Source organism: bacterium (assembly GCA_020444065.1).
Taxonomy (GTDB): Bacteria; Sumerlaeota; Sumerlaeia; order SLMS01; family JAHLLQ01; genus JAHLLQ01.
Map to the genome: position 1 here is coordinate 671,887 of JAHLLQ010000002.1, position 24,796 is coordinate 696,682.

Annotated in this window: 13 protein-coding genes; 9 read left to right on the forward strand and 4 right to left on the reverse strand. The window is 59.2% G+C overall.

All coding sequences use genetic code 11. The features are described 5' to 3' along the window. Nucleotides 1-6: 6 nt before the first annotated feature. Together KQI84_07190 and KQI84_07195 are read right to left on the reverse strand one after the other, a co-directional pair. The gene (locus KQI84_07190) at nucleotides 7-888 is read right to left on the reverse strand and encodes a hypothetical protein (GenBank protein ID MCB2154656.1); all 882 of its coding nucleotides are present in this window, start codon (nucleotides 886-888) and stop codon (nucleotides 7-9) included. 16 nt (nucleotides 889-904) lie between these two features. Further along, entirely contained in the window at nucleotides 905-1,900 is a 996-nt protein-coding gene (locus KQI84_07195) for an ATP-binding cassette domain-containing protein (protein ID MCB2154657.1), read from the reverse strand. Between the two features lie 333 nt (nucleotides 1,901-2,233). Between KQI84_07195 and KQI84_07200 the strand changes: the two genes are divergently transcribed. From KQI84_07200 to KQI84_07225, 6 genes are all read left to right on the forward strand, one after another. Then, a complete protein-coding gene (locus KQI84_07200; protein ID MCB2154658.1) occupies nucleotides 2,234-2,707 on the forward strand; it encodes a hypothetical protein in 474 nt (157 codons plus the stop codon). A gap of 167 nt (nucleotides 2,708-2,874) precedes the next feature. Further along, nucleotides 2,875-5,433, forward strand: a complete 2,559-nt coding sequence (locus tag KQI84_07205) for a S8 family serine peptidase (GenBank protein MCB2154659.1) — start codon at nucleotides 2,875-2,877, stop codon at nucleotides 5,431-5,433. Between the two features lie 379 nt (nucleotides 5,434-5,812). Beyond that, entirely contained in the window at nucleotides 5,813-7,054 is a 1,242-nt protein-coding gene (locus KQI84_07210) for an insulinase family protein (protein MCB2154660.1), read from the forward strand. A gap of 7 nt (nucleotides 7,055-7,061) precedes the next feature. Then, nucleotides 7,062-8,450 (forward strand): insulinase family protein, encoded by a 1,389-nt coding sequence (locus KQI84_07215; protein ID MCB2154661.1) that lies wholly within the window; start codon nucleotides 7,062-7,064, stop codon nucleotides 8,448-8,450. 346 nt (nucleotides 8,451-8,796) lie between these two features. Continuing rightward, nucleotides 8,797-12,564, forward strand: coding sequence for a hypothetical protein (locus tag KQI84_07220; protein MCB2154662.1), 3,768 nt, complete (start codon nucleotides 8,797-8,799; stop codon nucleotides 12,562-12,564). Nucleotides 12,565-12,685: 121 nt separating this feature from the next. Then, nucleotides 12,686-13,534, forward strand: coding sequence for a M48 family metalloprotease (locus tag KQI84_07225; protein MCB2154663.1), 849 nt, complete (start codon nucleotides 12,686-12,688; stop codon nucleotides 13,532-13,534). 54 nt (nucleotides 13,535-13,588) lie between these two features. On the opposite strand, the gene KQI84_07230 is transcribed toward KQI84_07225, so the two are convergent. Continuing rightward, nucleotides 13,589-14,017, reverse strand: a complete 429-nt coding sequence (locus KQI84_07230) for a secondary thiamine-phosphate synthase enzyme YjbQ (GenBank protein MCB2154664.1) — start codon at nucleotides 14,015-14,017, stop codon at nucleotides 13,589-13,591. A 225-nt stretch (nucleotides 14,018-14,242) separates the two neighbouring features. Here KQI84_07230 and KQI84_07235 point away from each other — a divergent pair, with 225 nt between their 5' ends. The 3 genes from KQI84_07235 to KQI84_07245 all read left to right on the forward strand — a co-directional run bounded on the left by KQI84_07235 (nucleotide 14,243) and on the right by KQI84_07245 (nucleotide 23,387). Further along, a complete protein-coding gene (locus tag KQI84_07235; GenBank protein MCB2154665.1) occupies nucleotides 14,243-16,969 on the forward strand; it encodes a phosphoenolpyruvate carboxylase in 2,727 nt (908 codons plus the stop codon). A 326-nt stretch (nucleotides 16,970-17,295) separates the two neighbouring features. Next, entirely contained in the window at nucleotides 17,296-21,897 is a 4,602-nt protein-coding gene (gene gltB / locus KQI84_07240; protein MCB2154666.1) for a glutamate synthase large subunit, read from the forward strand. A gap of 47 nt (nucleotides 21,898-21,944) precedes the next feature. Then, entirely contained in the window at nucleotides 21,945-23,387 is a 1,443-nt protein-coding gene (locus KQI84_07245; GenBank protein MCB2154667.1) for a glutamate synthase subunit beta, read from the forward strand. Nucleotides 23,388-23,468: 81 nt separating this feature from the next. On the opposite strand, the gene KQI84_07250 is transcribed toward KQI84_07245, so the two are convergent. Further along, nucleotides 23,469-24,593 carry a hypothetical protein gene (locus KQI84_07250; GenBank protein ID MCB2154668.1) on the reverse strand — a complete coding sequence of 375 codons (1,125 nt, stop codon included), beginning with the start codon at nucleotides 24,591-24,593 and terminating at the stop codon, nucleotides 23,469-23,471. Nucleotides 24,594-24,796 lie beyond the last annotated feature (203 nt).

Here is a 24,796-nt window from a genome sequence, read left to right on the forward strand (position 1 = left end):
GAACGATTACTCCTCGGGCGTTTGCGGCTCTTCCGCCGCCGGCTGGGGATGCTGGTTGGTGGCACCGAAGACGTACGGAATCAGATCCGCGATGATCATGCGGCGTTGTTCCTGTGTCGCGTTCTCATCTTTTGGAAGTGCCTGCTCGATCAGGTCGATCCGATTGATAACGTACAACTGCGCCACATCCACGCCATAGGTCTTTTCGATCTGCTCGATCGTGTGCACGTCGATTCCAATTTCCTTCAGCGACTCAATGTACTCATCCAGTCGTTCCTGGAAGAGCGGCGAGCTATTGGACAGCGCGCGCAGTACCGCCAGTTGATCGCGCATCTTGGCGAACTGATCTGCCAGCGCTCCTTTGTCGCTCTTGAATGGTTCCGGCAACTCCGTGACAATCTGTGCGCGCTCGATCAGCGTGGCCGCTTCGGAGTTCTCAGGGTTCGCCAGAATTTGTGCATAAATGTTCCAGAGTGATGCCGCCTGTTCAGCCATCTCGGGTTCGGCTGCGCCAGATACTGCCTGCGCTGCCGCCGTCCACTGTTGAGCCTTGGCGATTGCCTGATCGCGCAACTCAGGCGGTGCATCCGGATAAATCTGCAGGAACAGTTGCCACGCGTAGGCTTTCTCCTCCGGAAGCAGCAGATCGGAATCCGTCATCTCGGTCACGATCTTCGCATCTTCTTCGATCGACTCACGGCGAGCCTTGCGCTGCTGATAAGCCTCATAAAGGGCCTGCAGTTGTTGCGCTTCAGGCGACACCTGCGGAGCCGCTTTGGGGGCTTCTTGAGGTGCCGGTGGCGCTGGGGGGACGGAGTCTTGACCGACGGCCGTCGCAGCGAGTGCCAGTGCCATCGCGATACACATCATCCATTGCATGAACTTCATTGAATCGTCCTTTCGATCAATCGTCTTCGTGCTGCTTGTCTGTCATGATTGCTTCAATGATCTCGCCGATTTCAACTTCCTCGATATTCAGATCCACGACGGGATACTCATTCACCAGATGTGCCGCTGCGGAGGCGACATCCTCGCGCGGTACATGGAGTCGAATCTCGCGGTCTCCCGCGTCTTCCATACGGCCGATCTTCTCGAGCTTCTCGCGGTCGAGCGTGAACTCTTTGTCGTCGCGCAAGTGCGCCGTTACAACCTTGCGTTTCGCGTAGGTGTGTACGACCTGTTCGAGACTTCCGTCGTACACGATCTCGCCCTGCCGAATGATCATGATGCGTTTGCAGAGGCGCTCGATGTCCTCCATGTAGTGACTCGTCAGAATCACTGCCGGCTTGAACTTCTGCTGATAGCGCAGGATGAATTCGCGGATTGCGTGCTGTGCGGAAAGGTCGAGACCGATCGTCGGTTCGTCCAGGAACACAACGCGCGGCCGGTGAAGGAGCGCCGCGATCAACTCCATCTTCATACGTTCGCCGAGCGACAATCGGCGAATCTGGACGTTCAGTTCCTTCTTGATATCCAGAACCGTTGTCAGCTCCTCCAACGTTTCGTGGAACTGTTCGTCCGGCAGTCGATAGATTTCCTTCAGCAACAGGAAGCAGTCCGCGGCAGGGAGATCCCACCACAGTTGGGCCTTCTGCCCCATGATCAGCGCAATCTGGCGACGGAAATCGTTCGCACGTTCCCAGGGATCGTGGCCTAGCACACGGGCCTTACCGCCTGTTGGGTGAATGATTCCGGCTAGCATCTTCACCAGCGTGGTCTTCCCCGCGCCGTTCGCCCCGATCAAGCCGACGATCTCGCCTTCACCTATTTGGAAAGAGACATCGTTCACGGCATGCTTGGCGTACTTCTCCCGAACGATCAGGGATTTCACAGAACCCCAGAAGCCCGGCGCCTTCTTGTGAACCATGTAGGTTTTGCGGAGATTTTGAACTTCGATCATACTCATTGGTCACCAGTGGCTGACGGGCTCTTCAATTCTCACCCGCTCTCACTGCGAAGGCTTAGCCTTGCGGGGGCAAGGCCATTCCCCAGGGCGCCCCTCTTGTGCCAGGCTCTTCGTTGCGCTGCGGTCGGCTGCCTCGGTCACGTACTTCAGTACGCTCCCATAGGCTCCCGCCTTGCACGCCTCGATCCTGGCCCAAGCAGGATGCCCTCAAGTCTTGGGGACATCCCGGGCCATTCCCCCAATCCCTCAAATTGACACATCGTTCGGAGCCGGAGCACACTGTTGCCGTAGTCTGAATCGCAATCCGAATCCTCGAGGGGGTCCCTCATGAGAGCCTTCCTGCTTGTACTGTGCCTTTCGATCTCAATGGCAGGGCTGACCGCATGCAAATCCGTCCCAGCCGTCGAATACACAAAGGACGAGGCTGGGCGCGTCTCCGCCGATCTGCTGAAGATCCGTACCGCCGTGGTCGGCGAGGATCTCGCTCCGGAGAAGGCGTTCGAGACCTATGCCCCCTCCGCCGTGAAGGATGGGAAGCTCCCGATTCTCATCAGCGCGGATTCGACGGATGAGGATCTGATCAATTCGATCAAGGAAAGCGGCCTTCAGATCCGTGGAGTTTACGATTTACCATCAGACCTCCACCACATCACCGCGTATCTCACTGATCCCCGCCAACTTGACGACCTGGTCTCGCGTTCCGACATCAGGCAGATTGTGATCGATAACCCCGAGGCGACCCTGCATCCGAACGGCCGTCGGCCCCAGCCGCCTCCACCAAATGTGCCCAAAATGCCATAAGCCACTATGGTTTTGGCATTTGTGCAGCGCGATGTTTTGATTGCCGACCGCGCGCTTCCGACTTAGCATAAGAATGAACGGTTTTTCCCGTGCATGCAGTACTTGCCTCCCTCCTTGCAGATCCTTAGGAAGGCGGGAGGATTTCATTCATGGAGGTCACCCATAATATGAAGAGACTTCTGCTCGGAGGTCTTCTGATCCTGGCGGCCGGTGGTTTGAGCGCTGCGGATCTCAATCCCAAAATGGCCTATCTGACCGATGGCGATGCGGGACTCGTAAACATGTCCAGCGACCTGCTTCAGGCTCGACTGGAAGTCCGCAAGGGCGCGTCCGCCCGCGCGGTGCTCGATCAGTTCCCGAAACACGCCATTCGGAACGGCAAACTGCAGTGCATCATCAGCGTCGATGCGATCACTCCTGAGATCATCGACCAGGTGAAGAGCCAAGGGCTGCAGATTGTCGGCACCTACGATCTTCCCGGCGACCTGCATCACATTGTCGTCCACGCCACAAACCCGCTCCAGTTCGACAGCATCGCCCGCAGTTCCGGCGTTCGCGCAGTTGTCGTCGAGCCCGAGCCGACCCTGCACGTTGGAGCCGTCACATCTCAGGCCGATTCGGCAATCGGTGCAGCCACAGCCCGCACTAATTTCTCGGTCGACGGAACCGGACTTCGCGTCGGCGTCCTCAGCGACAGTGTTCACGATGTGATCGGCGGCACCCTGTCAGGGGGATTCCTCACAGGTTCCTCATCCCAGGGCACCGGCGACCTGCCGGCCAGTCTTCGCGTCATCGATGCCGGCCCCGGCGGCGGCACTGACGAGGGCGCCGGCATGGCGGAGTTGGTCTACGATCTGGCCCCCGGCGCTGATATCTCCTTTGCATCTGCCTTCAGCGGATACAGCGCATTTGCTTCGAACATCACGGCACTCGCGACCGATGCCGGCCTGGAATGCGACGTCATCTGCGACGACGTCAGCTATTCCGTCGAGCCCGTCTACCAGGATGGCCCGATTGCGCTTGCCGCACAGAATGCCGTAGACTCTGGCATTCCTTACTACTCCAGCGCCGGCAATCAGACTGACGACGGCCACGAGCGTCCTTACACCGACGCGAACTCTGGAACCGACGACCTGGTCTTCCCGCCCACGGGCAACGATCTGCATGACTTCGGTTTGGCAATGGGGTTGTCCTCCGACACGCATCTGCAGTTCACCCTTGCGAACGGCGAAGCAATCACTCTCGGCTTGCACTGGACCGAACCGTACGGTGGAACTTACGGCGCCGGTCCGGGCTCTGAGGCCGACTACGATCTCTACATTGTGAATAGCGCCACACTTCCCGTCACCAATCCCATGGTCCTGGCAGCAAGCACAAATGTCCAGGGCACAAGTGGCTCGCCCAGCGGACCGGCTTTCGAAGGTTGCTCTTACCAGAACACCACCGGAAGCCCCCAGACTGTTTACGTGATTATTGATCACTACGACGGCAAGAAGGACGACGACATTCATCTCTGGGTCAAGTACGACGGATCCGGCGGTATCGACGACAAGGTCTTGCTGACTGACCGCACGCTCTTCGGCCATGCCGCGGCACCGGGAGCAATCGCGACTGGCGCCATGCTCTACTTCGAGATCTCCACCGGCGGAAATGCCTATGCGCCGAACGGTGTTCTCAACGTAAACAGCTTCTCGTCGCTCGGTGGCGATCTGCCATTCTACTTCGATAGCACCGGCGCGCTGCTCGGAACGGTTGAGACCCGCGCCAAGCCGGAAGTCACGGGCCCCGACGGGGCTGACACGACGTTCTTCGGCAGCGGCGATTGGGACAGCACCAGCTTCCCGAACTTCTGGGGGACTTCTGCGGCCGCTCCGCACGTTGCAGCCGTTGCAGCCCTGATGCTCGAGCGAAATGCCGCGCTGACTCCTGCGAACCTGAATCAGATTCTGATCAACACAGCAGTCGATGCGGAAACCGCCGGATGGGACTCTCTATCCGGACACGGTGTCGTTGATGCGCTGGCCGCTGTGACAAACGCGGTTTCGACACCTCCGACCGTGACAATCGATGAGAACGCTTCGCAGGATGATCCGACGAATACATTGCCGATCGTCTTCGACGTGGTCTTCTCGGAAGATGTCACTGGATTCACCGGCGGTGCCGATGTTTCCTTCTCCGGCACGGCCTCGGGAATCACCTACAACATCACCGGCGGACCGGCCAGCTATCAGGTCAACGTCACCGCCATCACATCTCCGGGAACCGTGATCGCCAGCATCCCATCAAGTGCCGCCAACAGCGTTGGCACGGGCCTTGGCAACACGGCCAGTTCCTCGACCGACAACAGCGTTACCTACGACAACGTGAGCCCGACGATGGATACGCTGCAGGCAGCCGCCGGACAGGCCGATCCTGCAACGACTCTGCCGATCAACTTCACGGTCGACTTCGACGAAGCCATCAACGGCTTCGATGCCAGCGACGTTGACACATCGGCATCGACTGCATCGGGAACACTCACAGTGGGGATCACCCCCTCATCTCGTGGCACCAGCGGACCGTTCACAGTCTCTGTCGATGGCGCGGCCGGCGCAGGCGATATCACGATCAGCATCATTGGCGGCGGTATCACCGACGACGCCGGCAATACGGTGAACGCCAGCGGCAGTGCCACCGTTACCTACAATCCGGCTGCCGCCGTGGAAGAATGGTGGGTTGTTAAGTAATCGACCACCGAACCTCAACGCTTCTCCCTTGCCCGGCGCCCCAATAGTGGGCGCCGGGCTTGTATTTTCCTTGCGCAGGTTGAAACTGAGTAGTACAGGTAAATTGGAGTCCGAACGAAGAACGAAATTCAGCAGTCGGCTGCGGTGGGCATATGCGCATATATGCTGTCGCCGCAGCGGGGGGAATGCGACTGCGTTTAGGCCTTCTCTCATCACTCCCCCCTCCGCCCGCGGTCCGTCGTTTGCAGTCTGAGCGGCGGACCGCGATTATTCACCCACTCCCAACGCTCAGAAAAGGCTCGCGTCCCCTCGTGCGATTGCCTTTAACCCCAAAGTGGCACCCTGATAGGGCCGCCAAATCTCTGAAGTGCGAGCCATCGTGGAAACCCACCAGCTATCCAACGGCCTGACCGTCTATACGGTCGAGAATCACGTCATCCCCCTGGCAACACTGGACATGTGGGTGCGAGTCGGATCCAAGGACGAGCCCACCGAGCATGCCGGCATCAGCCATTTCCTGGAACACATGCTCTTCAAGGGCACAGACCGCCTGGCGGTGGGGGAGTACGATCGCCGCATCGAAGAACTTGGCGGCTACCTGAACGCAGCCACCAGCACCGATTACACGCATTACTACATCACGCTTCCCAGCGAGAGCCTCGAGAAGGCCATGGAAGACATGGCCGATGTCGTCCGGAACTCGAAGATCGATCCGCGCGAAGTCGATCGCGAACGACTCGTCATTCTTGAAGAAATTCGCATGAAGCAAGACAATCCGCTCGCATTCTTGTACGACGAGATTGTCCGCTCCATCTACGCGACGGGTCCGTACGCGAACACCGTGATCGGCAGCCACGAGAGCGTCTCCGCGATGAAGCAGGAGACAATCCTCTCGCACTACCATCGTTTCTACTCGCCGCAGAACATGGCGTTGGTCGTCGTCGGTGATATCGATACGCAGCGCATCGTTGTTCGTCTCGAAGAACTCCTTGGCGATCTGGAACGTCCCGTCGACCCCTGGCGCGGTGCCGCACCCAAAACCGAATACGCAGAATCTCCCGGTCGCACCTGGGATCGCGACTGGCAGCAGCACTACTTCTTCCTCGCCTATCCAGGCGTTGCCTGCGACTCGATAGAGACGCTGGCGAAGCTGGAGATCGCCGAGACCCTTCTGCTCGGCGGACGCAGTTCCCGCCTCGTCAATGCGATTCAGGAGAAGAAGCGCCTCGTCACATCGATTTCAGGCTTCATCCATCCGACGCGTCATCCGGGCATGGTTGGAATTTACGGAACCTGTGAGCCGCAGAACCTGGACGCCGTTCGCGAAGCGATCGACGACGAGATTCGCAAGCTGCGCAACGACGGCCCGACGGACCGCGAAATGCGACGGGCCATGCGCCAGATCATCAACTCGCACCTTTACAGCACAGAGACGAATACGGGAAAGGCCCAGACGATCGGATACAGTTATGCGCTGTTCGACGATCCGTGTCTGCTGGATCGATTCCCGGATGCAGTGGGTCGTGTGGTCGAAGAGGACGTTGCAGAAGTCCTGGACTTATTGGCTCCGGAGAAGGCCAGCCAGTTTGTGGCACGGCCTGCTCGGGCCGCGGCGAGATGACGCCGACATGGAGAATTGCCGGGCCCCATTGCTGCTGGCTGCTGCCCTGGCCGCCCTGCTGATTCTCAGCGGATGCGTACGCAATACCCAGCCGATCACCGCGTCGCCCATCGCGCCCGTGACCGGCCAGACGATTGACTATCAAGTCGGAGAGATTAACGTGCACCGATTTCCCAACCGCCTGACAATGATCCACCGTCAGAACCAGACAAATCAGATTGTTGCGGTCACTTGCTTGATCCGCCCCGGAGCCGCCCAGGACCCGGACGACAAGATCGGCCAATCACGGCTGATGATGCGTACGCTGACGAAAGGCACGAAGAATCGCACCTCCGACGAGATCGCCGAAGAGCTCGAAGATCTCGGCGCAAGCCTCAACACGTCCGATACGTACGATTACGTTGCGGTTTCTCTGAAGTGCGTTCGCTCCGACCTCGACAAGACACTCGATATCTTCGCCGACGTTATCCGGCACCCAACTTTCCCGCAGGAAGAACTGGACGCCGAGAAGACCCGCCAGTTGGCAGAGATTCGAATTCGCGAAGACCGTTCGCCATCTGCCGTCATGACTCGATTCCGCGGACAACTCTTTGGCGCTTACCCCTACGGTCGCCCTCTCGAAGGCCAGCCGGAAATCGTCTCCGCCCTGACCCAGCGCGATGTCGGAACCCTGCATGAGCAGGTCGTTCGACCGGAAAATATGGTGATATCGCTCGTCGGAGATGTTGATGAAGAAGAAGCCCGGATGCTCATCGACAAGTACTTCGGCGACATGGCGGATTCCGGCAGCCAGCGCGTGGACGCACGGAAGAGCTTTGCGCCGTCCGGTTCTCGCTTTGAATTCGTTCGCGATGTCGAGCAGGGCTTCGTTGCCCTCGGCCACGTCACCTGCCCGATCGACGACGAAGATGCGCCCACCGTCGAGGTCGCTTCCGCGGTCTTGGGACGCGGAATGTCGTCGAGGCTCTTCTCCGAATTGCGCGATCGCCAGTCGCTCGCCTACATGGTCGGCGCCTCGGCCAACGAGATGTACACTGCCGGATACTTCGTTTCCTATATCGCCACGTCCCCACAGACTGTCGATAAGGCGCTGAACGGCCTTTGGGAGCAAATCGAGCTCCTCCGCTACGAGCCGGTCACCGACGAGGAACTCGACCGCGCCCGTACATACCTGATCGGCGGGTACTTGCGCGGCCACGAGACCAACTCCCAGCAGGCTTACCACTTGGCCAACTGGCAACTGGCGGGCATGGGCGTGGCCTACGACGAAATCTACCCCGATCGTATCCGAGCCGTCACGAGCCGAGACGTCATGCGGGTCGCCAACAAGTACTTCCTCGACCCGACGGTCGTCATTCTTCGTCCGATGGGAAAGAAATCGCCTGCCTCCGAGTGATTCAAGCGTCCCCCGACACGATTTTCCGCTTCCGGAAGTTCCTCCGGCGGGCACGGCCTGCTGCCAGATTTCGGTTGACGCTACTTCCCCCCGACGGCTCTCTTGAATTGTCACAAAGAACACTGGTGTAAGGGAGCTTAGAACGACCAGCGCAAAGGCCAGGGCTCATGATTTCCGGTTGCCACAGCGGGGATGCCTCCTGTTGTGGCGTTCGCCTGTTCCACGGGCTGGTTCTTCTGCGCGAAAAACACCGTGAATTTCTTCCGCTTCGAGTAACTCCCTGCTTGTCCCGGTGGCGGAAACATACTACCCCGTAAGTGTCGACATCGAAAAGGAGACTTACTCCATGTCTAGGAACTTGTTCCCGATCCGGTCGCTACGGCCTGTTGCTTTGGGATTGGTGGTCTTCGCGATACTCATCATGAGCCTGCCGGATGCGGCTTGGGCGGTAACATTCAGGCACCGCCCCTCGGATGCCGGAAACAGCGGAGTCTTTATCGATCCTGTGCCCTCTTGGGATTTTGCGAGCCGAGAGGTCATTAACCCTGGTATTCTGGATTCGGTGTGGGTTGACCGAGCCCAGTTCTTGGGACTCACCTCTTTTGAGGAGACAATCGGCGACCTGGACGTTTTCGTGGAGATCGATCATGACGTGACCGGCGATGTCGTGATCATGCTTTCGCGATATCCACTTGTCTACGGGCCAGATGCCTCCAATATCGATATTCCGCATGGTTTCAACGGTTCTGGTCCGGGCATTGCATACATTGCCCGCACGCTAGAACCGGTCCCAGCAGATCCTCCCACATCTGGTTCCACACGGATGACGGTCACGATGCCTTATGGCACCAATGACTCCGAGCAAATACCATTCGGATTCTTCCTGATGCTGGGATACAACACAGAGAAGACCGTCGTGTACCCAGAGACTGCCACAGGAGGAGACTTCGGATCTCTCACCTATTATCCGGTCATCAGTAATGCTGGCGCATTCGAAGGATACGCGTTCGCTGCCGGTCCCAACTACAAGATTCGTCGTCTCGATGACTTTCTGCTTTTCAGTGTCAATTTCGATGGCGAGATACCCGAACTCGGCAATCCTCCGGACTACATGAGTCTTCCTGAATATCGGCCCCTGCTGGGTTATGCACAGCCCACATCGGTCGTGCTGAAGAATCCGGTTCCTTGCGATACGAAAGATATCTTTGTGGCATTCGATGATCAGGCAGGTATCGTTCCGGATCAAAGCGTTCAGGATCCGGATGATAACGTTCTGTTCTTTGCCGACCGCGCATGCGACCTGCTCGCCCCAGGGTTTGCAGGTCGTCTCGTGCCGACCAGGCTCAATTATCTCGGTGGCCGCTATCCCGTCGGCTATTCTGATTTCTTTGGACATGGATCCAGCCTGGGAGCGGATCTCGATGGTGACGGGTTCGAGGATGACTTGGACATCGCCATCAGAGATGGCGCCACCATTCCTCTCGGAATCAATAGCACTTTCGTGGAGACCGAAGGCCTTTGGATCTTGCGTGCTTTCGATTATGATCGAAATGGAATGTCCCCGGGAACCATCAAGGAGTGGGGTCTGACTTTTGAGGATGAGGAATCGGACTTGGCGCCGCGCCATGATGTTGACGGCTACAACGGAAACGATCTTCTTACCATTTCTGATTGGCTGGAGTCCTCACTCTTCTTGATCGGCTTGAATTGGGTCAACCAGATGGACATGGCCACTGGTACTGTCAGAGATGGCGATGCCGCATCTGCGCTGAGCGAGTTCAATCGTCTCGATTCCTCGCCGAAGAGCAGCTTTGGAGATGGCTTGGTGACCATCGCTGACTGGGTGCAGGCTGGACGTTATTCAGAGAATGAAGCGGGATTCGACGATGAGGTCAACGAACTTGGTCCCATTCGCAACGACGATCGCATTGTCCGAGTCGACAATGTTATCCTGAATCGCGGCTACACGCAGGAAGTCTCGATCCGGATGTACTCGAAGGGCGTCGAGCATGAAGTCGGTCTGACCCTGGAGTTCGATCCCAACAAGTTGCAGTTCGTAAATGCTATCCGAGGCCGCGATGTTCCCCCGGATTGGGAATTTGTACTGAAGAACGAGACTGACGCCGTGTCAGGCAAGATCGGAGTTCAGGTCGGTCTGCTTCCTGCCAATCCTGATCCTCCAGTCAATCTTAATACATTCCCCGGCGGGGATGTCGAAATCGCACGAATCACGTTCCGGGCGACCGACGGGATTGGTACTGTCGGCACTCCTTTGACCTTCTCGGATTCGATCTTCAGCCGGGCTGTGCGTGATATCACAGGAACACGCATTTACGCGGTCTTTGCAAATGCTGCAGCCACTCTCGTTGACCCCAATGCGGATCAGCCGATTGTGCGCTTTAACAACGCCGTGCTTGAGCGAGGCGAATCCGGCGATGCTTACCTGCTGCTCGACTCCGTCGGCCAGGAAAACGCCATGGGATTCACTGTGGTTTACGATCCTGCCCTCCTGACGCTCAACAGCATCGAGAAGGGCTCCGATGTCCCGACCAATGCAATCCTGCTGACAAATCCGTTCTTCCCATCGATGGCGACCGGTGAAGTTCAGTTCCTCCTCGGTCTTCAGCCTGGCGAGACCTTCCCGGAAGGCACCGTCAATTTGGCGAAGTTCAACTTCACCGCCGCGGCAGGAACAGACACGGTCCCGAGCGTCATTCGATTTACGCCTCTCTATGATGCGCGCGAGATCGTCGACATCGAGGCCGACCGCCTGATCTCTCGCTTCAACGACAGCATTGTGACCCTGACTACCGGTGGCGATACGTGCTTCTATTCGCTGGATCGTCCGAATCAGCAAGTCTCCCCGGACGGTGGCACGTTTGCCCTCATTCTCGATACGACGCCTGACTACCTGTCGTGTCCCTGGAATGCCAGTTCCTCCGACGCCTGGATCACCCTCTCGGCGCCAACGTCCGGAAATGGCGATGCAGTCTTGAGCTACACCGTGGCGCCGAACAATGGCCCGGCTCGTTCCGGCCAGATCACCGTGGGCGATCAGATTCACACCATCAGCCAGACCGGTGGCGGTCAGTTCTTCTTCGGCTTCGATACCGACGATGAGGGCTGGATGTTCGACTCTCAGGCGCCATTCACTCCCGCCGGCCACGCCTACAACGGCGGCGCAGGGCAACTGGACCTGACCACCGTGAATAACACGGACACATTCGGCTTCTGGTACTCGCCCATCATCCCGTTGGATGAGGCGGTTCCCTCCAATAATGTGTTCCGTGCGACCTTCGCTCTGAACACCACGACGAGCCCGCAGTCGATCGTGCCGAAGTTCCGCGTTCGTTCCGCGACAGTAGACTTCCAGCAGAGCGACGTGCTCGACATGACATCCAACCTCAATGGCGCGCTGGCGCCGACGAATCTGAATCGCGAGTTCTATCACTACTTCACGCTGCCTTCGGGACAAGACTCCTTCCGGCTTGCCTTCGATATCCTCGGCTTCGATCCCAACGACGCCGCGGTCTCGACGATCGGTCTCGACTTCGTCGAAATCGAACAACTGACGAGCGGCAACCTGGGAACCCGGCGCTCCGAGCTTCTGCTCGACTTCTCCGGCAATCCAAACAGTTGGAACTTCGGTGGCTACCCGACACTGCTGACTCCGCAGTTCTCGGTGAATGACCGCGGTCTTGTCATCGTCAGCGGCTTGTCTGCAGGCGAAACGCCCGCGGCGTTCTACTTCGGCGCCTGGCACCACCTGACCGACGTGCAGTTGGAAGGCAACCGACTCTACCGCGCAGCCTTCACGGTTGAAGCCGATGTCGCAGAAGCCGATAAGGCCGACCTGCCGGGCTTCCGTCTGCGTCTGAACGACGATTCGTTCGAGTCCAGTGCCTATGTGAACGTCGAATCGATCGATTCCACTTCACGCCTGCCGTACGCCGGCAATCCGGTTACCTACCATGTCTACTTCCTGGCTCCGCCGGAACTCGACGGCAACTATCTGTATGCCGCGTTCGACTATATGCTGAACCCGGCCTCGAACAACGATCCGACGATTCCGATCGTCCTGAACAGCCTCGACATCGTCTCCTACGGAAGCTGATGCAGGAGCTGAAACCTCGACGCATTACAGAGCCTCCGCCAACCGGCGGGGGCTCTTCACTGACAGGCACCGATTTCGCTCCCGCTTTGGCGACTGCCCAAGTACGAAAGGACACCCACCCATGCCGTTCCGCCGCGTGACATTTGTTCTTCAACTGATTCTCGCGATCTCGTTCCTCTCCGGATGCGCAACATTTCGGAGTGCAGAGAAGTCCGTGAATCGCTCTCTCTTCACGGCCGAGCAGGAGACCGCGCTCGGCACCGAGTACTCCCAGGAAATAGCGGGGGAGTACGAGTTCATCGACGATCCGACAGTCAATTCCTGGCTGAACGAAATGGGCGCGAAGCTTGTGGCGAACTCCCCCGAGACCGCCCAGACTTTCCAATTCCGCGTCACGAACTCCCCCGAAGTGAATGCCTTCGCGATTCCCGGCGGATTTTGCTATGTGAATGCGGGCCTGATTTCCTATGCGACCAACGAGGCGCAAGTCGCCGCGGTTGTTGGGCACGAGATCAACCACGTTACCGCTCGGCATGGTCTGCTTTCGCTGCAGCGCGCCATGGGAATCAACATGCTGATGCAGTACCTGACGCCCGATGGAACCGGAACGGCTGCCCAGATGGCGCAGTTGGCAATGCAGTCCGGCGGCTTTCTGGTCACGCGCAAGTTTGGCCGTGACGATGAGCGCGAAGCGGACAGCCTTGGCGTGAAGGCCATGTACGGCGCCGGCTACGATCCGCGGGAAGGGGCTGCCTTCTTCCGGCGTCTCAATGCGCTGTCATCCGGCGCATCGGGGGGAATGATCGATACGATGATCTCGACGCACCCGCCCACGCCGGAGCGAATTCAGAATATCGAAGAGCAGATCGCCCAGTACGATATGAACTCGAAGGACCTTACGGTCAATTCGCCGCTGTTCAAGAAGGTACAGGGGATCGTCCGATCGGAAGTCCCCGATCTGCCCCAGTAACTGCGTAGAATGTCCTGGTGAATCGGAGCGCCGTGTTATCGGCGCTCCGCGCTTTTAAGCCCCAATGAACTGGCAGACGACTTTCCGCTTTCTCGGGCGGTCGTCGAAGTCGAAGAGCACAATCTGCTGCCAGGTGCCCAGGATCATGTCGCCGGCGATGAACGGCACGACAAGTGATGGCCCGATCAGTGGCGCACGACAATGTGAGCTTCCGTTGTAGTCTCCCCATGTCTTGTGGTGATGATAATCGTGCTCGTAGGGAGCGATCTGTTCGAACATCTCCGGCAGGTCTTTCAGAAGACCCGGCTCGTACTCGATCGTGGACACCCCCGCGGTCGCGCCCGGGACAAAGATCGTCACATTGCCTTCGCACATACCGGATTTCATGAGTCGCTCTCTCACGCGGGGCGTCAGGTCCAGGATGTCCGTCATCCCATTTGTCTGAACTTCGATCTGGTCGGTGACAATACGCACTTCAGCCATGGCCCTGTCCTCGCGAGAGATTGGAAAGCCGGGGGCGCTTTGTGGAGATTTGATCGCAGTCTAGCGCGCGACTCCCATAAAGCAATCGGTTTACAGCCCCACTGCAGGCCGTGCCGGGATTTGGACCGGGTTTTTTGGTCATTTTCGTAGCTCCGGCGCGCAACCTGCTCATGTCCTTCACGGCCGCGCGCACAGCCGCTGCAACACACTTCACAGGATAAACGTATGCCGACCGCCCGTATCCAGTTTAGTAAGATCGACACCGACTTCGAGATGTTGATCCGCAGCCTCAGGGAAGTCCTCGCCGATTCGGACCAACCGGCTCTGGCGGAGACATTGCCGTGGTATCGCGACGAACCGGCCGTATCGCCCGGCGACGTAGACCCGATTCGCGAAACGCACGCGCTTTCGATCGCATTTCAGCTTCTGAACCTTGTGGAAGAAAACGCCACGATCCAGGCGCGCAGAGCGAGCGAATCGCGGCCCGAAGGCTACATCGAGCCTGGCATGTGGCGCTCCACCCTCGAGCACTTGAAGTCTCTTGGCTATTCGGCGGAGGAGATTGCTTCGGCTTTGCCCGGCATGCACGTCGAGCCCGTCCTGACGGCCCATCCGACGGAATCCAAGCGGCGCACTGTTCTGCAGATTCACCGCCAGCTCTACCTGCATCTGCTCGACATGGAAAACACAATGTGGACCCCGGCGGAACGCGAAAACATTCGCACGCAGATCACGGCCACGCTTGAACGGCTTTGGCGAACGGGCGAGATCCTGATCGAGAAGCCGGACGTCGCATCCGAACTCGACAACGTCATTCACTACCTGCGCGAAGTCTTCCCGATTGTTATTCAAAAGCATGACCTGCGTCTTCGCCAGGCCTGGGTCGAGGCGGGATTCGATCCGAAACTCATTGAACGCCCCGATTCGCAGCCCCGACTGACCTTCGGAAACTGGGTCGGCGGCGACCGCGACGGGCATCCTCTCGTTACGGCCGACGTGACGAAACACACGCTTCGTCGCCTGAGAAACGCAGCATTGAAACTGCTCGATGCACAGTTGGAAGAGCTCGGGACGCGGCTCAGTCTGTCGGACTTGCTTCAGCATCCGCCCTCGGAACTCGTTCAGCGGCTTGCCGAGTATGAAAGCAAGTTGTACGACAGCGATCATCAGCCTCCCGCCTGGCGCCGGCATGAGCCCTGGCGGCGCATGATCGACGCTATGCAATTGCGTCTGGCGGCGGCTCGCAAAGACGAGAGAAATGGCTATCGCAACGCGGACGAGCTTTCCGCCGATTTGAAGTTGCTGGCCGAGTCACTGGAGGCCGTTGGTGCCGGTCGTCTTGCTCTCACGGATATCTTCCCCGTTCAGCGCATCGTCGATGTCTTTGGTTTTCACCTGGCGGCGATCGACGTACGCCAGAACAGCAGTTTCCACGAGCGTGCCATCTCGCAGTTGTTGAACGCCGCCGGATTGGAGGACTGGGATTATGCTTCTTGGGACGAGGCGAAGCGCCTCGAGTTCCTGAACGAGGAACTCAAATCGCCGCGTCCGCTGGCTCCTCGCAAAGCCGATCTCGGCGCCGAAGCGAATGCGGTTCTTGGCTGCTACCAGGTGCTTTCGGACACCATCGACCAGCACGGGCCGCGATCGATCGGTTCACTAATCGTGAGCATGACCCGCACCCTGTCCGACCTGTTGGCCGTCTATCTTCTCGCGCGAGAGGTCGGTCTTGTTCGGCGCGAGGAGCACGGCCTGGCCTGTCTTGTCAGCGTCGTCCCCCTGTTGGAGACGCTCGACGACCTGGAGCGCGCCCCGGGGATTCTCGACGCATTCTTGCAGCATCCGGTGACGCAGGCCGGCTTTGCCCTGCGCGGACAGAACCCTCCTGTCCAGCAGATCATGGTCGGCTACAGCGACAGCAACAAAGACGGCGGCCTGCTCGCCAGCCAGTGGGCCCTCAACTGCGCGCAGACGGAACTCACAGAAGTCGCCAGGCGCCACGGGATGAAGCTCCGGTTCTTCCACGGCCGCGGGGGAACCCCCAGTCGCGGATCCGGCCCCACGTACAGATTCCTGGAGGCTCTCCCCACGGGAACTCTCTCGGGCGAATTCCGCGTTACAGAGCAGGGCGAGACGATTGCACAGAAGTACGCCAATGCCGGTACGGCTTCTTACAACATCGAGCTCTGGCTGGCGGGCGTCACCGATACGACTCTCAAGCATCGCCGCGGGGGGGAAACCGACGCAGAACTCCTTGAGGTCATCGAGCGCCTCGCGCTCTACAGCAAGACGGCGTACCAGGACCTTCTTACCAGCGATGGATTCCTGGAATACTGGTCCCAGGTGACGCCGATCGACGCGTTGGAGCGCAGTTCCATCGGCTCGCGGCCGGCTCGGCGCACCGGAAAGCGCCAGTTCTCCGATTTGCGCGCGATTCCTTGGGTTTTCAGTTGGAACCAGGCGCGCCATTACCTCCCGGGCTGGTTCGGGCTTGGAACCGCTCTGGATCGCCTTGAGCGCGACGATCCCGCGTCTTTCGAACTGTTGCGTGATCGTGGGCGCAAGATGCCCTTCCTCCGCAACGTGCTCAAGAACGCCGAGACGAGCCTCGCATCCGTCGATCCGGAGCTGATGGCCGAGTATGCCTCCCTCGTCGAGGACGAGACTATTCGCGAGCGATTCCTGTCGCGGATCCAGGCAGAGCTGGCCTTGACCGACGCGAAGATCGACCACCTCTTCGAGCGATCCCGCGAAGAGCGCCGCCCGCGGATGCTCAAGACGATCCGCATGCGCGACGCCGGGCTTGATCGCCTCCACCGCCACCAGATCCGGATGTTGCGAGCGTGGCGTGCTCTTCGAGCGAAGGGGCAGGAGACGCAGGCCGACGCAGTCCTCAGCCACCTGCTCCTGACGGTCAATGCCATCGCAAGCGGACTGCGAACCACGGGCTGACCCCGACGGTCGAAAGAAGACCTCACCAGGAGACAGATCAGCCCTGTCGTATTCTCCAGAATCGCGAAAAGATGTCCTTTGCAGCCCGATTTGAAGGGGTCTTTGTCCAATAAACTGGAAAAGCTGGCTGGTATCAGCCGGAAATACCGGACCGTTTCTGTGACATAGGGCAGAAAAGCTCTTTGAGTAACACCCCTAGTCCAAATAACCTACAATCCGACAAGGGGAAACGACCTATTCGTCTGCCGAGAATGGGCTCTGTCGGCACCGTCGCCGCCCCCCTTTTACCAGATCAGATAAGGGAATGTTGCATGGCTGAGGGACAGATGAACTGGACGCGGAAGGCAAGGAAGCAGGGGCTCTACGATCCCCAACACGATCACGACGCATGCGGCGTCGGGTTCGTTTGCCATATTAAGGGACAGCCAAGCCACGAAATCGTCCAGCAGGCGTTTGAGGTTCTCGAAAACCTCGATCACCGCGGCGCGAAGGGCTGCGACCCATGCTCCGGCGATGGCGCCGGCATGCTCGTATCGATGCCGGACCTTTTCTTCCGTCGCGAATTGGACGAGAAGCAGGGCATCCGCCTCCCACCCAAGGGCGAATATGCCGTCGCGATGATGTTCCTCCCGCCGGGGGATCGCGCGCGCATCCAGCACGAGAATCTCTTCGAGAAAGTCGTCAACGATTACGACATGTACATCATGGGCTGGCGCGATGTGCCCGTGAACAGCGAATGCCTCGGCCGTCTCTCCAGCGCCGGCGAGCCCTGTATGCGCCAGGCTTTCGTCGGCATGCGAAACAACTTCTTCAATCGCAACGACTTCGAGCGCCGTCTCTACCTCGTCCGCCAGTACGTGGAGAACCAGAGCGAGCAGCTCGAAATGCCCGGCTTCGAGTATTTCTACATCAGCACCTTCTCGACGAATCGTATCGTCTACAAGGGCATGCTGACGACTGAGCAGTTGAAGGATTATTTCCCCGACCTGTCCGATCCGGATTTCTGCAGCCACCTCGCGCTCGTCCACTCGCGCTTCTCGACGAACACATTCCCCGAGTGGCGCCTCGCGCATCCCTATCGTTATCTGGCTCACAACGGCGAGATCAATGCTCTGCGCGGAAACCGCAACTGGATGCGCGCTCGCCGCGGTGCACTGAAATCGAAGGTCTTTGGCGCGGAACTCGACAAGATGTTCCCGATCATCACCGAATCCGGCAGCGACTCGGCAACGCTCGATAACGCGTTGCAGTTTCTTGTTCTGAACGGACGATCGTTGCCGCACGCCATCCTGATGTTGATCCCTGAAGCCTGGGACAAGCATCAGTTGATGGATCCGGAGCTGAAGGCCTTCTACGAGTACCACGCATGCCTGATGGAGCCATGGGATGGTCCTGCCGCCGTGGCATTCACGAATGGCGAAATGATCGGCGCCGTGCTCGACCGCAACGGACTGCGCCCCGCGCGCTACGTCGAGACGCACGACGATCTTGTCGTCATGGCCAGCGAAGTCGGCGTGCTGCCGATTCGCGAAGAACGCATCAAGCGCAAGTGGCGCCTTGAGCCGGGTCGCATCTTCCTCGTCAACACGGCCGAAGGTCGCATTGTCGACGACGCGGAAATCAAGTCCGACATGATTAACCGGCGCCCCTGGCGTCGTTGGCTGGACCAGAACCTTGTGACGCTCGAGAGCCTCCCCGCGCCGGAGCACGTCCACCAGCCGGACCACGACACGTTGGTTCGTCGCCAGCAGGCGTTCGGCTATACGCAGGAAGACCTGCGCATGTTAATTACTCCGATGGCAGAGCACGGCAAGGAAGCGCTGGGCTCGATGGGGACGGACACGCCGCTGGCATGTCTGTCAGATCGTCCGCAGTTGCTGTATCGGTATTTCAAGCAATTGTTCGCGCAGGTCACGAACCCGCCGCTCGACGCGATTCGCGAAGAGCTGGTCACTTCACTCGTCACGTACTTCGGGCGCGAAGGGAACTTGCTCGAAGAGACACCGAAGCATTGTCGCCTGCTGCGTCTGCAGACGCCGATTCTCAGCAACTACGACCTCGAAAAGGTTCGTCGCATTGAATCGCCTCACTTCAAGGCTGCGACCATCCCGATGCTCTTCAATGTGAACGAAGACGGCGAAGGATTGATCCGCGCTCTTGAAGAACTCAAGGCCGCGGCCTCGAGTGCAATCGCCGATGGAGCCTGCATCCTTGTCCTCTCCGATCGCGGCGTGGACGAGAACCACGCGCCGATCCCGAGCCTGCTGGCCACGGCTGCCGTTCACCATCATCTGATTCGCGAAGGCACGCGTACGCAGGCGGGCCTTGTGATCGAATCCGGCGAAGCGCGTGAGATGCAACACTTCTGCCTCCTGATCGGCTACGGCGCCAGCGCGGTGAACCCGTACGTCGCCTTCGAAACGATTGCCGAGCTTCACCAGGAAGGCGCGCTGCACGAAGGGCTCAGCTTCGAGGAAGCTTGCGAGAACTACATCAAGGCCGTGAACAGCGGCCTGCTCAAAGTTGCCTCGAAGATGGGCATCTCCACGATCCAGAGCTACCGTGGCGCACAGATCTTCGAAGCAATCGGCTTGAACAGCACGCTGGTCGACGAGTACTTCACCGGTACCGCTTCCCGCATCCAGGGCATTGGACTGGATGTCATTGCAGAGGAAGCGCTGCTTCGTCACCGCCGGGCCTTTCCGCCGATTCGCGTCGAAGGCGAGTACCTCGACAGCGGCGGCGAATACAAGTGGCGCCGCGACGGCCAGTACCACCAGTGGAATCCCGACACCATTTCGCGGTTGCAGCATGCCGTTCGCACAAGCAGCCACGCGACGTATCGAGAGTTCGCGGAACTCGTGAACGATGAAACGCGTCGGCACTGCACAATCCGCGGCCTGTTGCGATTCCGCGAAGAGGATTCGATCCCTCTGGCCGATGTCGAACCGGCAAAGGAAATCGTGAAGCGCTTTGTCACGGGTGCCATGTCGTTCGGTTCCATCAGCAAGGAAGCGCACGAGAACCTCGCCATTGCGATGAATCGTCTCGAGGGTAAGAGCAACACCGGCGAAGGAGGCGAGGATCCAGCCCGCTTCACTCCCGATGCGGACGGCTCGCTCCGTCGCAGCGCCATCAAGCAAGTCGCGTCCGGTCGCTTTGGCGTTACGGCCGAGTACCTTGTGAACGCCGACGAGATTCAGATCAAGATGGCTCAGGGAGCGAAGCCGGGCGAGGGCGGACAATTGCCCGGCCATAAGGTCAACGACGTGATCGCCCGCGTGCGTTACTCGACGCCGGGTGTGGGTCTGATCTCGCCGCCTCCGCATCACGACATTTACTCGATCGAAGATCTCGCGCAACTGATTCACGATCTGAAGAATGTGAATCCGAATGCGCGCATTTCCGTGAAGCTCGTTTCAGAAGTCGGCGTAGGCACCGTCGCCGCCGGCGTCGCAAAGGGCAAGGCCGACCACATTCTGATCAGTGGTGACGGTGGCGGGACGGGCGCCTCTCCTTTGACGTCGATCAAGCACGCCGGCGTGCCGTGGGAACTTGGTCTCGCTGAGACGCAGCAGGTTCTCGTGATCAACGGATTGCGCGGTCGCGTTCGCCTGCAGTGCGACGGCGGAATGCGCACCGGCCGCGATGCCGCAATCGCATTCCTGCTCGGAGCGGAAGAGGTTGGTTACTCCACCGCACCGCTGATCGCGAGCGGTTGTATCATGATGCGTGCGTGCCATCTGAACACTTGCCCCGTCGGCATCGCGACGCAGGACCCTGTGTTGCGCAAGAAATTCGCAGGTGCCCCCGAGCACGTCATCAACTTCTTCTTCTTCGTCGCCGAGGAAGTGCGCGAGATCATGGCGCGCATCGGCTTCCGCACCGTTGACGAAATGGTCGGCCGCGTCGATCGCCTCGTCTACGATCCGCCGCAGGATCATTGGAAGGCCCGTGGGCTTGACCTTTCGCAGATGCTTCATGTGCCGACGCCAGATCCGGAAGCCCCATCCGTGCTTTGCACGGAGGTCCAGGACCATGGTCTCGATTACGCGCTCGACAACAAGTTGATAGAAATCGCGAAACCGGCGATCGAGAACGGCGTGAAGGTCGAAGCGGATCTAGAGATTCGCAATATCAATCGCACCGTCGGCACGATGTTGTCCGGCCTGATCGCGCGGGCACACGGGAACGATGGCCTCGCGGACGACACGATCAACTTCCGCCTGCGGGGCAGTGCCGGCCAGAGCTTCGGCGCCTTCCTTTCGCGCGGCATTACGCTGAATCTTGTCGGTGACGCAAACGACTACCTTGGCAAGGGGCTGAGTGGTGGGCGCATCATCGTCTATCCGCCGGAGAACGCGGCGTATGTCCCCGAGAAGAACATCATCGCGGGCAATGTCATCTGCTACGGCGCAACTTCTGGAGAGGTCTATCTGCGCGGCGTTGTTGGCGAGCGATTCTGCGTTCGTAACAGCGGTGCGATCGCCGTCGTCGAAGGCGTTGGCGATCACGGCTGCGAATACATGACTGGCGGCCGTGTGTTGGTGCTCGGAACCACCGGGCGCAACTTCGCAGCGGGCATGAGCGGCGGCATCGCCTACGTCTACGATCCGCACGACCAGTTCCGTATTCGCTGTAACACGGAAATGGTCGATCTGGAAAGCCCCGAGGAAGCCGAGGACATCGCAACGATTCGCCGCTTGCTGGAGAATCACGTGCGATACACCGATAGCACGGTGGGGGGGCGCATTCTGGCTGATTGGGAAAACAAGAGTGCGAAGTTCGTCAAGGTCATGCCGCGCGATTACAAGCGCGTGCTCCTCGAGCGGCGCGCCGCCGTGGAAAAGCAGGCGAATGCCATAGATGGCAGCAACGGAGCCGCAGCGCCATCTGCACAGCAACTCGGCACGCCGAGCCGCAACTAATCAGGACTACGAACACTCGCCAACTCGAACGACGGAGAGAGCAAGACATGGGTAAGCCGACCGGCTTTATGGAAGTGACTCGAGAGACGCCTCAATCGCGTCCGGTCGAAGAACGCGTTCGCGACTGGAATGAGATCTATATCGAGTTCCCGAAAGACAAGCTCAATGGGCAGGCCTCGCGCTGCATGGACTGCGGCGTTCCGTTCTGTAACCAGGGCTGCCCGCTCGGGAATTTGATCCCGGAGTGGAACGATCTCGTCTATAATGATCGGTGGCGCGATGCGATCGAGGCACTACACAAGACGAACAACTTCCCGGAATTCACCGGCCGCGTTTGCCCTGCTCCTTGCGAAGGATCCTGCGTTCTTGGGATCAATGACGATCCCGTGACGATCAAGCAGATCGAAGTTGAGATCATCGAACACGCTTTCCAGGAAGGCTGGGTTGTCGCTCGTCCGCCCAAATCGCGCACGGGTAAGCGCGTTGCTGTCATCGGCTCGGGACCGGCTGGTCTGGCCGCAGCACAGCAGATCAATCGCGCCGGGCACCAGGTTGTTGTCTTCGAGCGTGCACAGCGAATCGGTGGTTTGTTGACCTTTGGTATTCCTGACTTCAAGCTCGAGAAGCGAATCGTTGAGCGTCGCCTCAACATCATGGAGGAAGAAGGAATCGAGTTCCGCACGAACGCCAACGTCGGCTTCAACGTCAGCATCGACGAATTGCGATCGAACTTCGACGCGATTGTGATGTGCGGCGGTTCGACCCAGCCTCGGAACCTCGATGTGCCGGGTCGCGAACTGGACGGCATTCATTACGCGATGGACTACCTGACTGCGCAGAATGAACTCAATCACGGCGACCTGCAGGAAGGCCGCCGCGTCATCAACGCAAAGGACAAGCGCGTTGTGATTATCGGCGGCGGCGACACCGGCGCGGATTGTCTCGGGACCGCACACCGCCATGGCGCGAAGTCCATTCACCAGTTCGAGCTCCTGCCAAAGCCTCCGGCTGCGCGTGCCGCTGACAATCCCTGGCCGAACTGGCCGATGATTCTGCGCAACTCGTCCGCGCACCAGGAAGGCGGCGAACGCGACTGGTGCATCAACACCAAACGTTTTGAAGGCAAGGATGGGAAGGTCACCAAGCTCTTCGCCAACCGCATCGAATGGTATCGCGACGAGGAGAGCGGGCGCATGTCGATGCGCGACGTCCCCGGCAGCGAATTCGAGATGGATGTCGACCTCGTGTTCCTCGCGATGGGATTCCTTCATCCGGAACACAAGGGTCCCATCGAGCAACTCGAGGTGGAGCTCGACGGACGTGGCAACATCAAGACCGACGAGAACTACATGTCGAGCGTCGAGGGAATCTTCAGTGCCGGCGACATGCGGCGTGGCCAGTCGCTCGTCGTCTGGGCCATCGCTGAGGGACGCAAAGCGGCGCGCGCCGTCGATGCGTACCTGATGGGAACCAGCGACCTGCCGGGGTGACCCACTGATACGGAAGAAACGAAAACCGCCCGGACCAATCATCGGTCCGGGCGGTTCTCATTCGGGGCAATCAACTCTGGATCAGAAGTTGTACCGCTGCCATTCATCGACGTTGGTGAAGTTTGCGGGCAGCGCCGTCCAGACGGGGCCGTGCGGCGTCTCGAAGCCTTCGACGTCCACGTCGGTGACGAAGTAGCCGCGCGACTCGCCTTCAACGTACGGGGTCGGATCCGTCCAGGTGTAGGTGTTGCCGCGGAACGCATCGCCCTTGGCGGGGATCAGACCGGAAAGCGAATCGCCGGTCCGGTAGTTGCCGCCGGGGCCCAGCTTTGCCGCGTAGACCTTGAAGCCCACGTTGTCCATTTCCGCTGCCGTCTGCCAGGTCATCTCGACGCCCTGGCCGGGCTCCATCGAGGTGATCTCAAAGCTCAGCATGTCGACCAGGAGCGGGCCATTCTGCAGCGAATCGATGTAGGTTGTGTTGTCGCCACCATTGGCTGCGCCTGGTGTACATGTCTGTATATCAGACCAATTGTTCGGATCCTGTGCCAGCGACGGATCGACCAGCAACTGCATGCACTTGCCGTTTCCGAACGTGCCGCCGACGTTCTGCACCGAGGCGTTCGTCGCAAACGCGCCGAGGGAGCCACCACCATAGTGGGCGGCGAACCCATCCGGCGAAACGGATGTAGTTGAATAGGGAGGGGTGGTAGTGGTATTCAGCGTGCGGTCAACCCAGACAACGTCCTTGCTTTCCCCGTCCATCGTATTCGCGGTGAGGGGGTTGATATAGGTCGTGTTGCTGGTCTGGATCAGCAGTTCCCAGTCGTTGTTGCCGCTCCAGGGATTATACGTCAGATCCTCGGTCGGGATGGCCGTTGTTCCGCCAATTACGATCAGAGTTCCGGCCTCGAAGTGGGTCGCGATCAGATCCATGTTCTGGAACTGATAGATGGCGTTCTTCGCGGTCGTTGTTGCGAGAGAGTCGCCAAAGGCATAATTCCCTAGTTCCGCAGCCGTCATGCGCTCCAGAAGCAGGATTTCCACGTATTCCGTGTCCGCGAGTGTGCCGTTGTCACGATTGAACTCATTCGGAATGACCTTGAAAGATTGGGCAGACGCTGCTGCGGGCAGAAGGGCGCAAATGCAAAGCGCCGCAGCTGCTCCAATGAGCGTTGCCCGAGTCGTAATCGTCGTCTCCCTCATTGTATCGATCCCCTTCAGTTATAGTGTACGGTCCCCGGATACCTTGTGCATGGTCTTCTTCCCAGTAGACGCATGCGCCGCTGACCGCCGTCTGACTTCCGCTACATTCGTCCGTAACAGATTGGACAACCCCGACCGGGAATATCCTTCTTCTCGTTTACCGGGCACGTACCTCCAGGATCCGGAATTTCTCTCACCCGGAA

Excerpts from the sequence above, each read along its gene's own strand:
- KQI84_07190 (MCB2154656.1), bottom strand. The coding sequence starts at position 888 with ATGAAGTTCATGCAATGGATGATGTGTATCGCGATGGCACTGGCACTC.
- KQI84_07195 (MCB2154657.1), bottom strand. The coding sequence starts at position 1,900 with ATGATCGAAGTTCAAAATCTCCGCAAAACCTACATGGTTCACAAGAAG.
- KQI84_07200 (MCB2154658.1), top strand. The coding sequence starts at position 2,234 with ATGAGAGCCTTCCTGCTTGTACTGTGCCTTTCGATCTCAATGGCAGGG.
- KQI84_07205 (MCB2154659.1), top strand. The coding sequence starts at position 2,875 with ATGAAGAGACTTCTGCTCGGAGGTCTTCTGATCCTGGCGGCCGGTGGT.
- KQI84_07215 (MCB2154661.1), top strand. The coding sequence starts at position 7,062 with ATGGAGAATTGCCGGGCCCCATTGCTGCTGGCTGCTGCCCTGGCCGCC.
- KQI84_07220 (MCB2154662.1), top strand. The coding sequence starts at position 8,797 with ATGTCTAGGAACTTGTTCCCGATCCGGTCGCTACGGCCTGTTGCTTTG.
- KQI84_07225 (MCB2154663.1), top strand. The coding sequence starts at position 12,686 with ATGCCGTTCCGCCGCGTGACATTTGTTCTTCAACTGATTCTCGCGATC.
- KQI84_07230 (MCB2154664.1), bottom strand. The coding sequence starts at position 14,017 with ATGGCTGAAGTGCGTATTGTCACCGACCAGATCGAAGTTCAGACAAAT.
- KQI84_07235 (MCB2154665.1), top strand. The coding sequence starts at position 14,243 with ATGCCGACCGCCCGTATCCAGTTTAGTAAGATCGACACCGACTTCGAG.
- gltB (MCB2154666.1), top strand. The coding sequence starts at position 17,296 with ATGAACTGGACGCGGAAGGCAAGGAAGCAGGGGCTCTACGATCCCCAA.
- KQI84_07245 (MCB2154667.1), top strand. The coding sequence starts at position 21,945 with ATGGGTAAGCCGACCGGCTTTATGGAAGTGACTCGAGAGACGCCTCAA.
- KQI84_07250 (MCB2154668.1), bottom strand. The coding sequence starts at position 24,593 with ATGAGGGAGACGACGATTACGACTCGGGCAACGCTCATTGGAGCAGCT.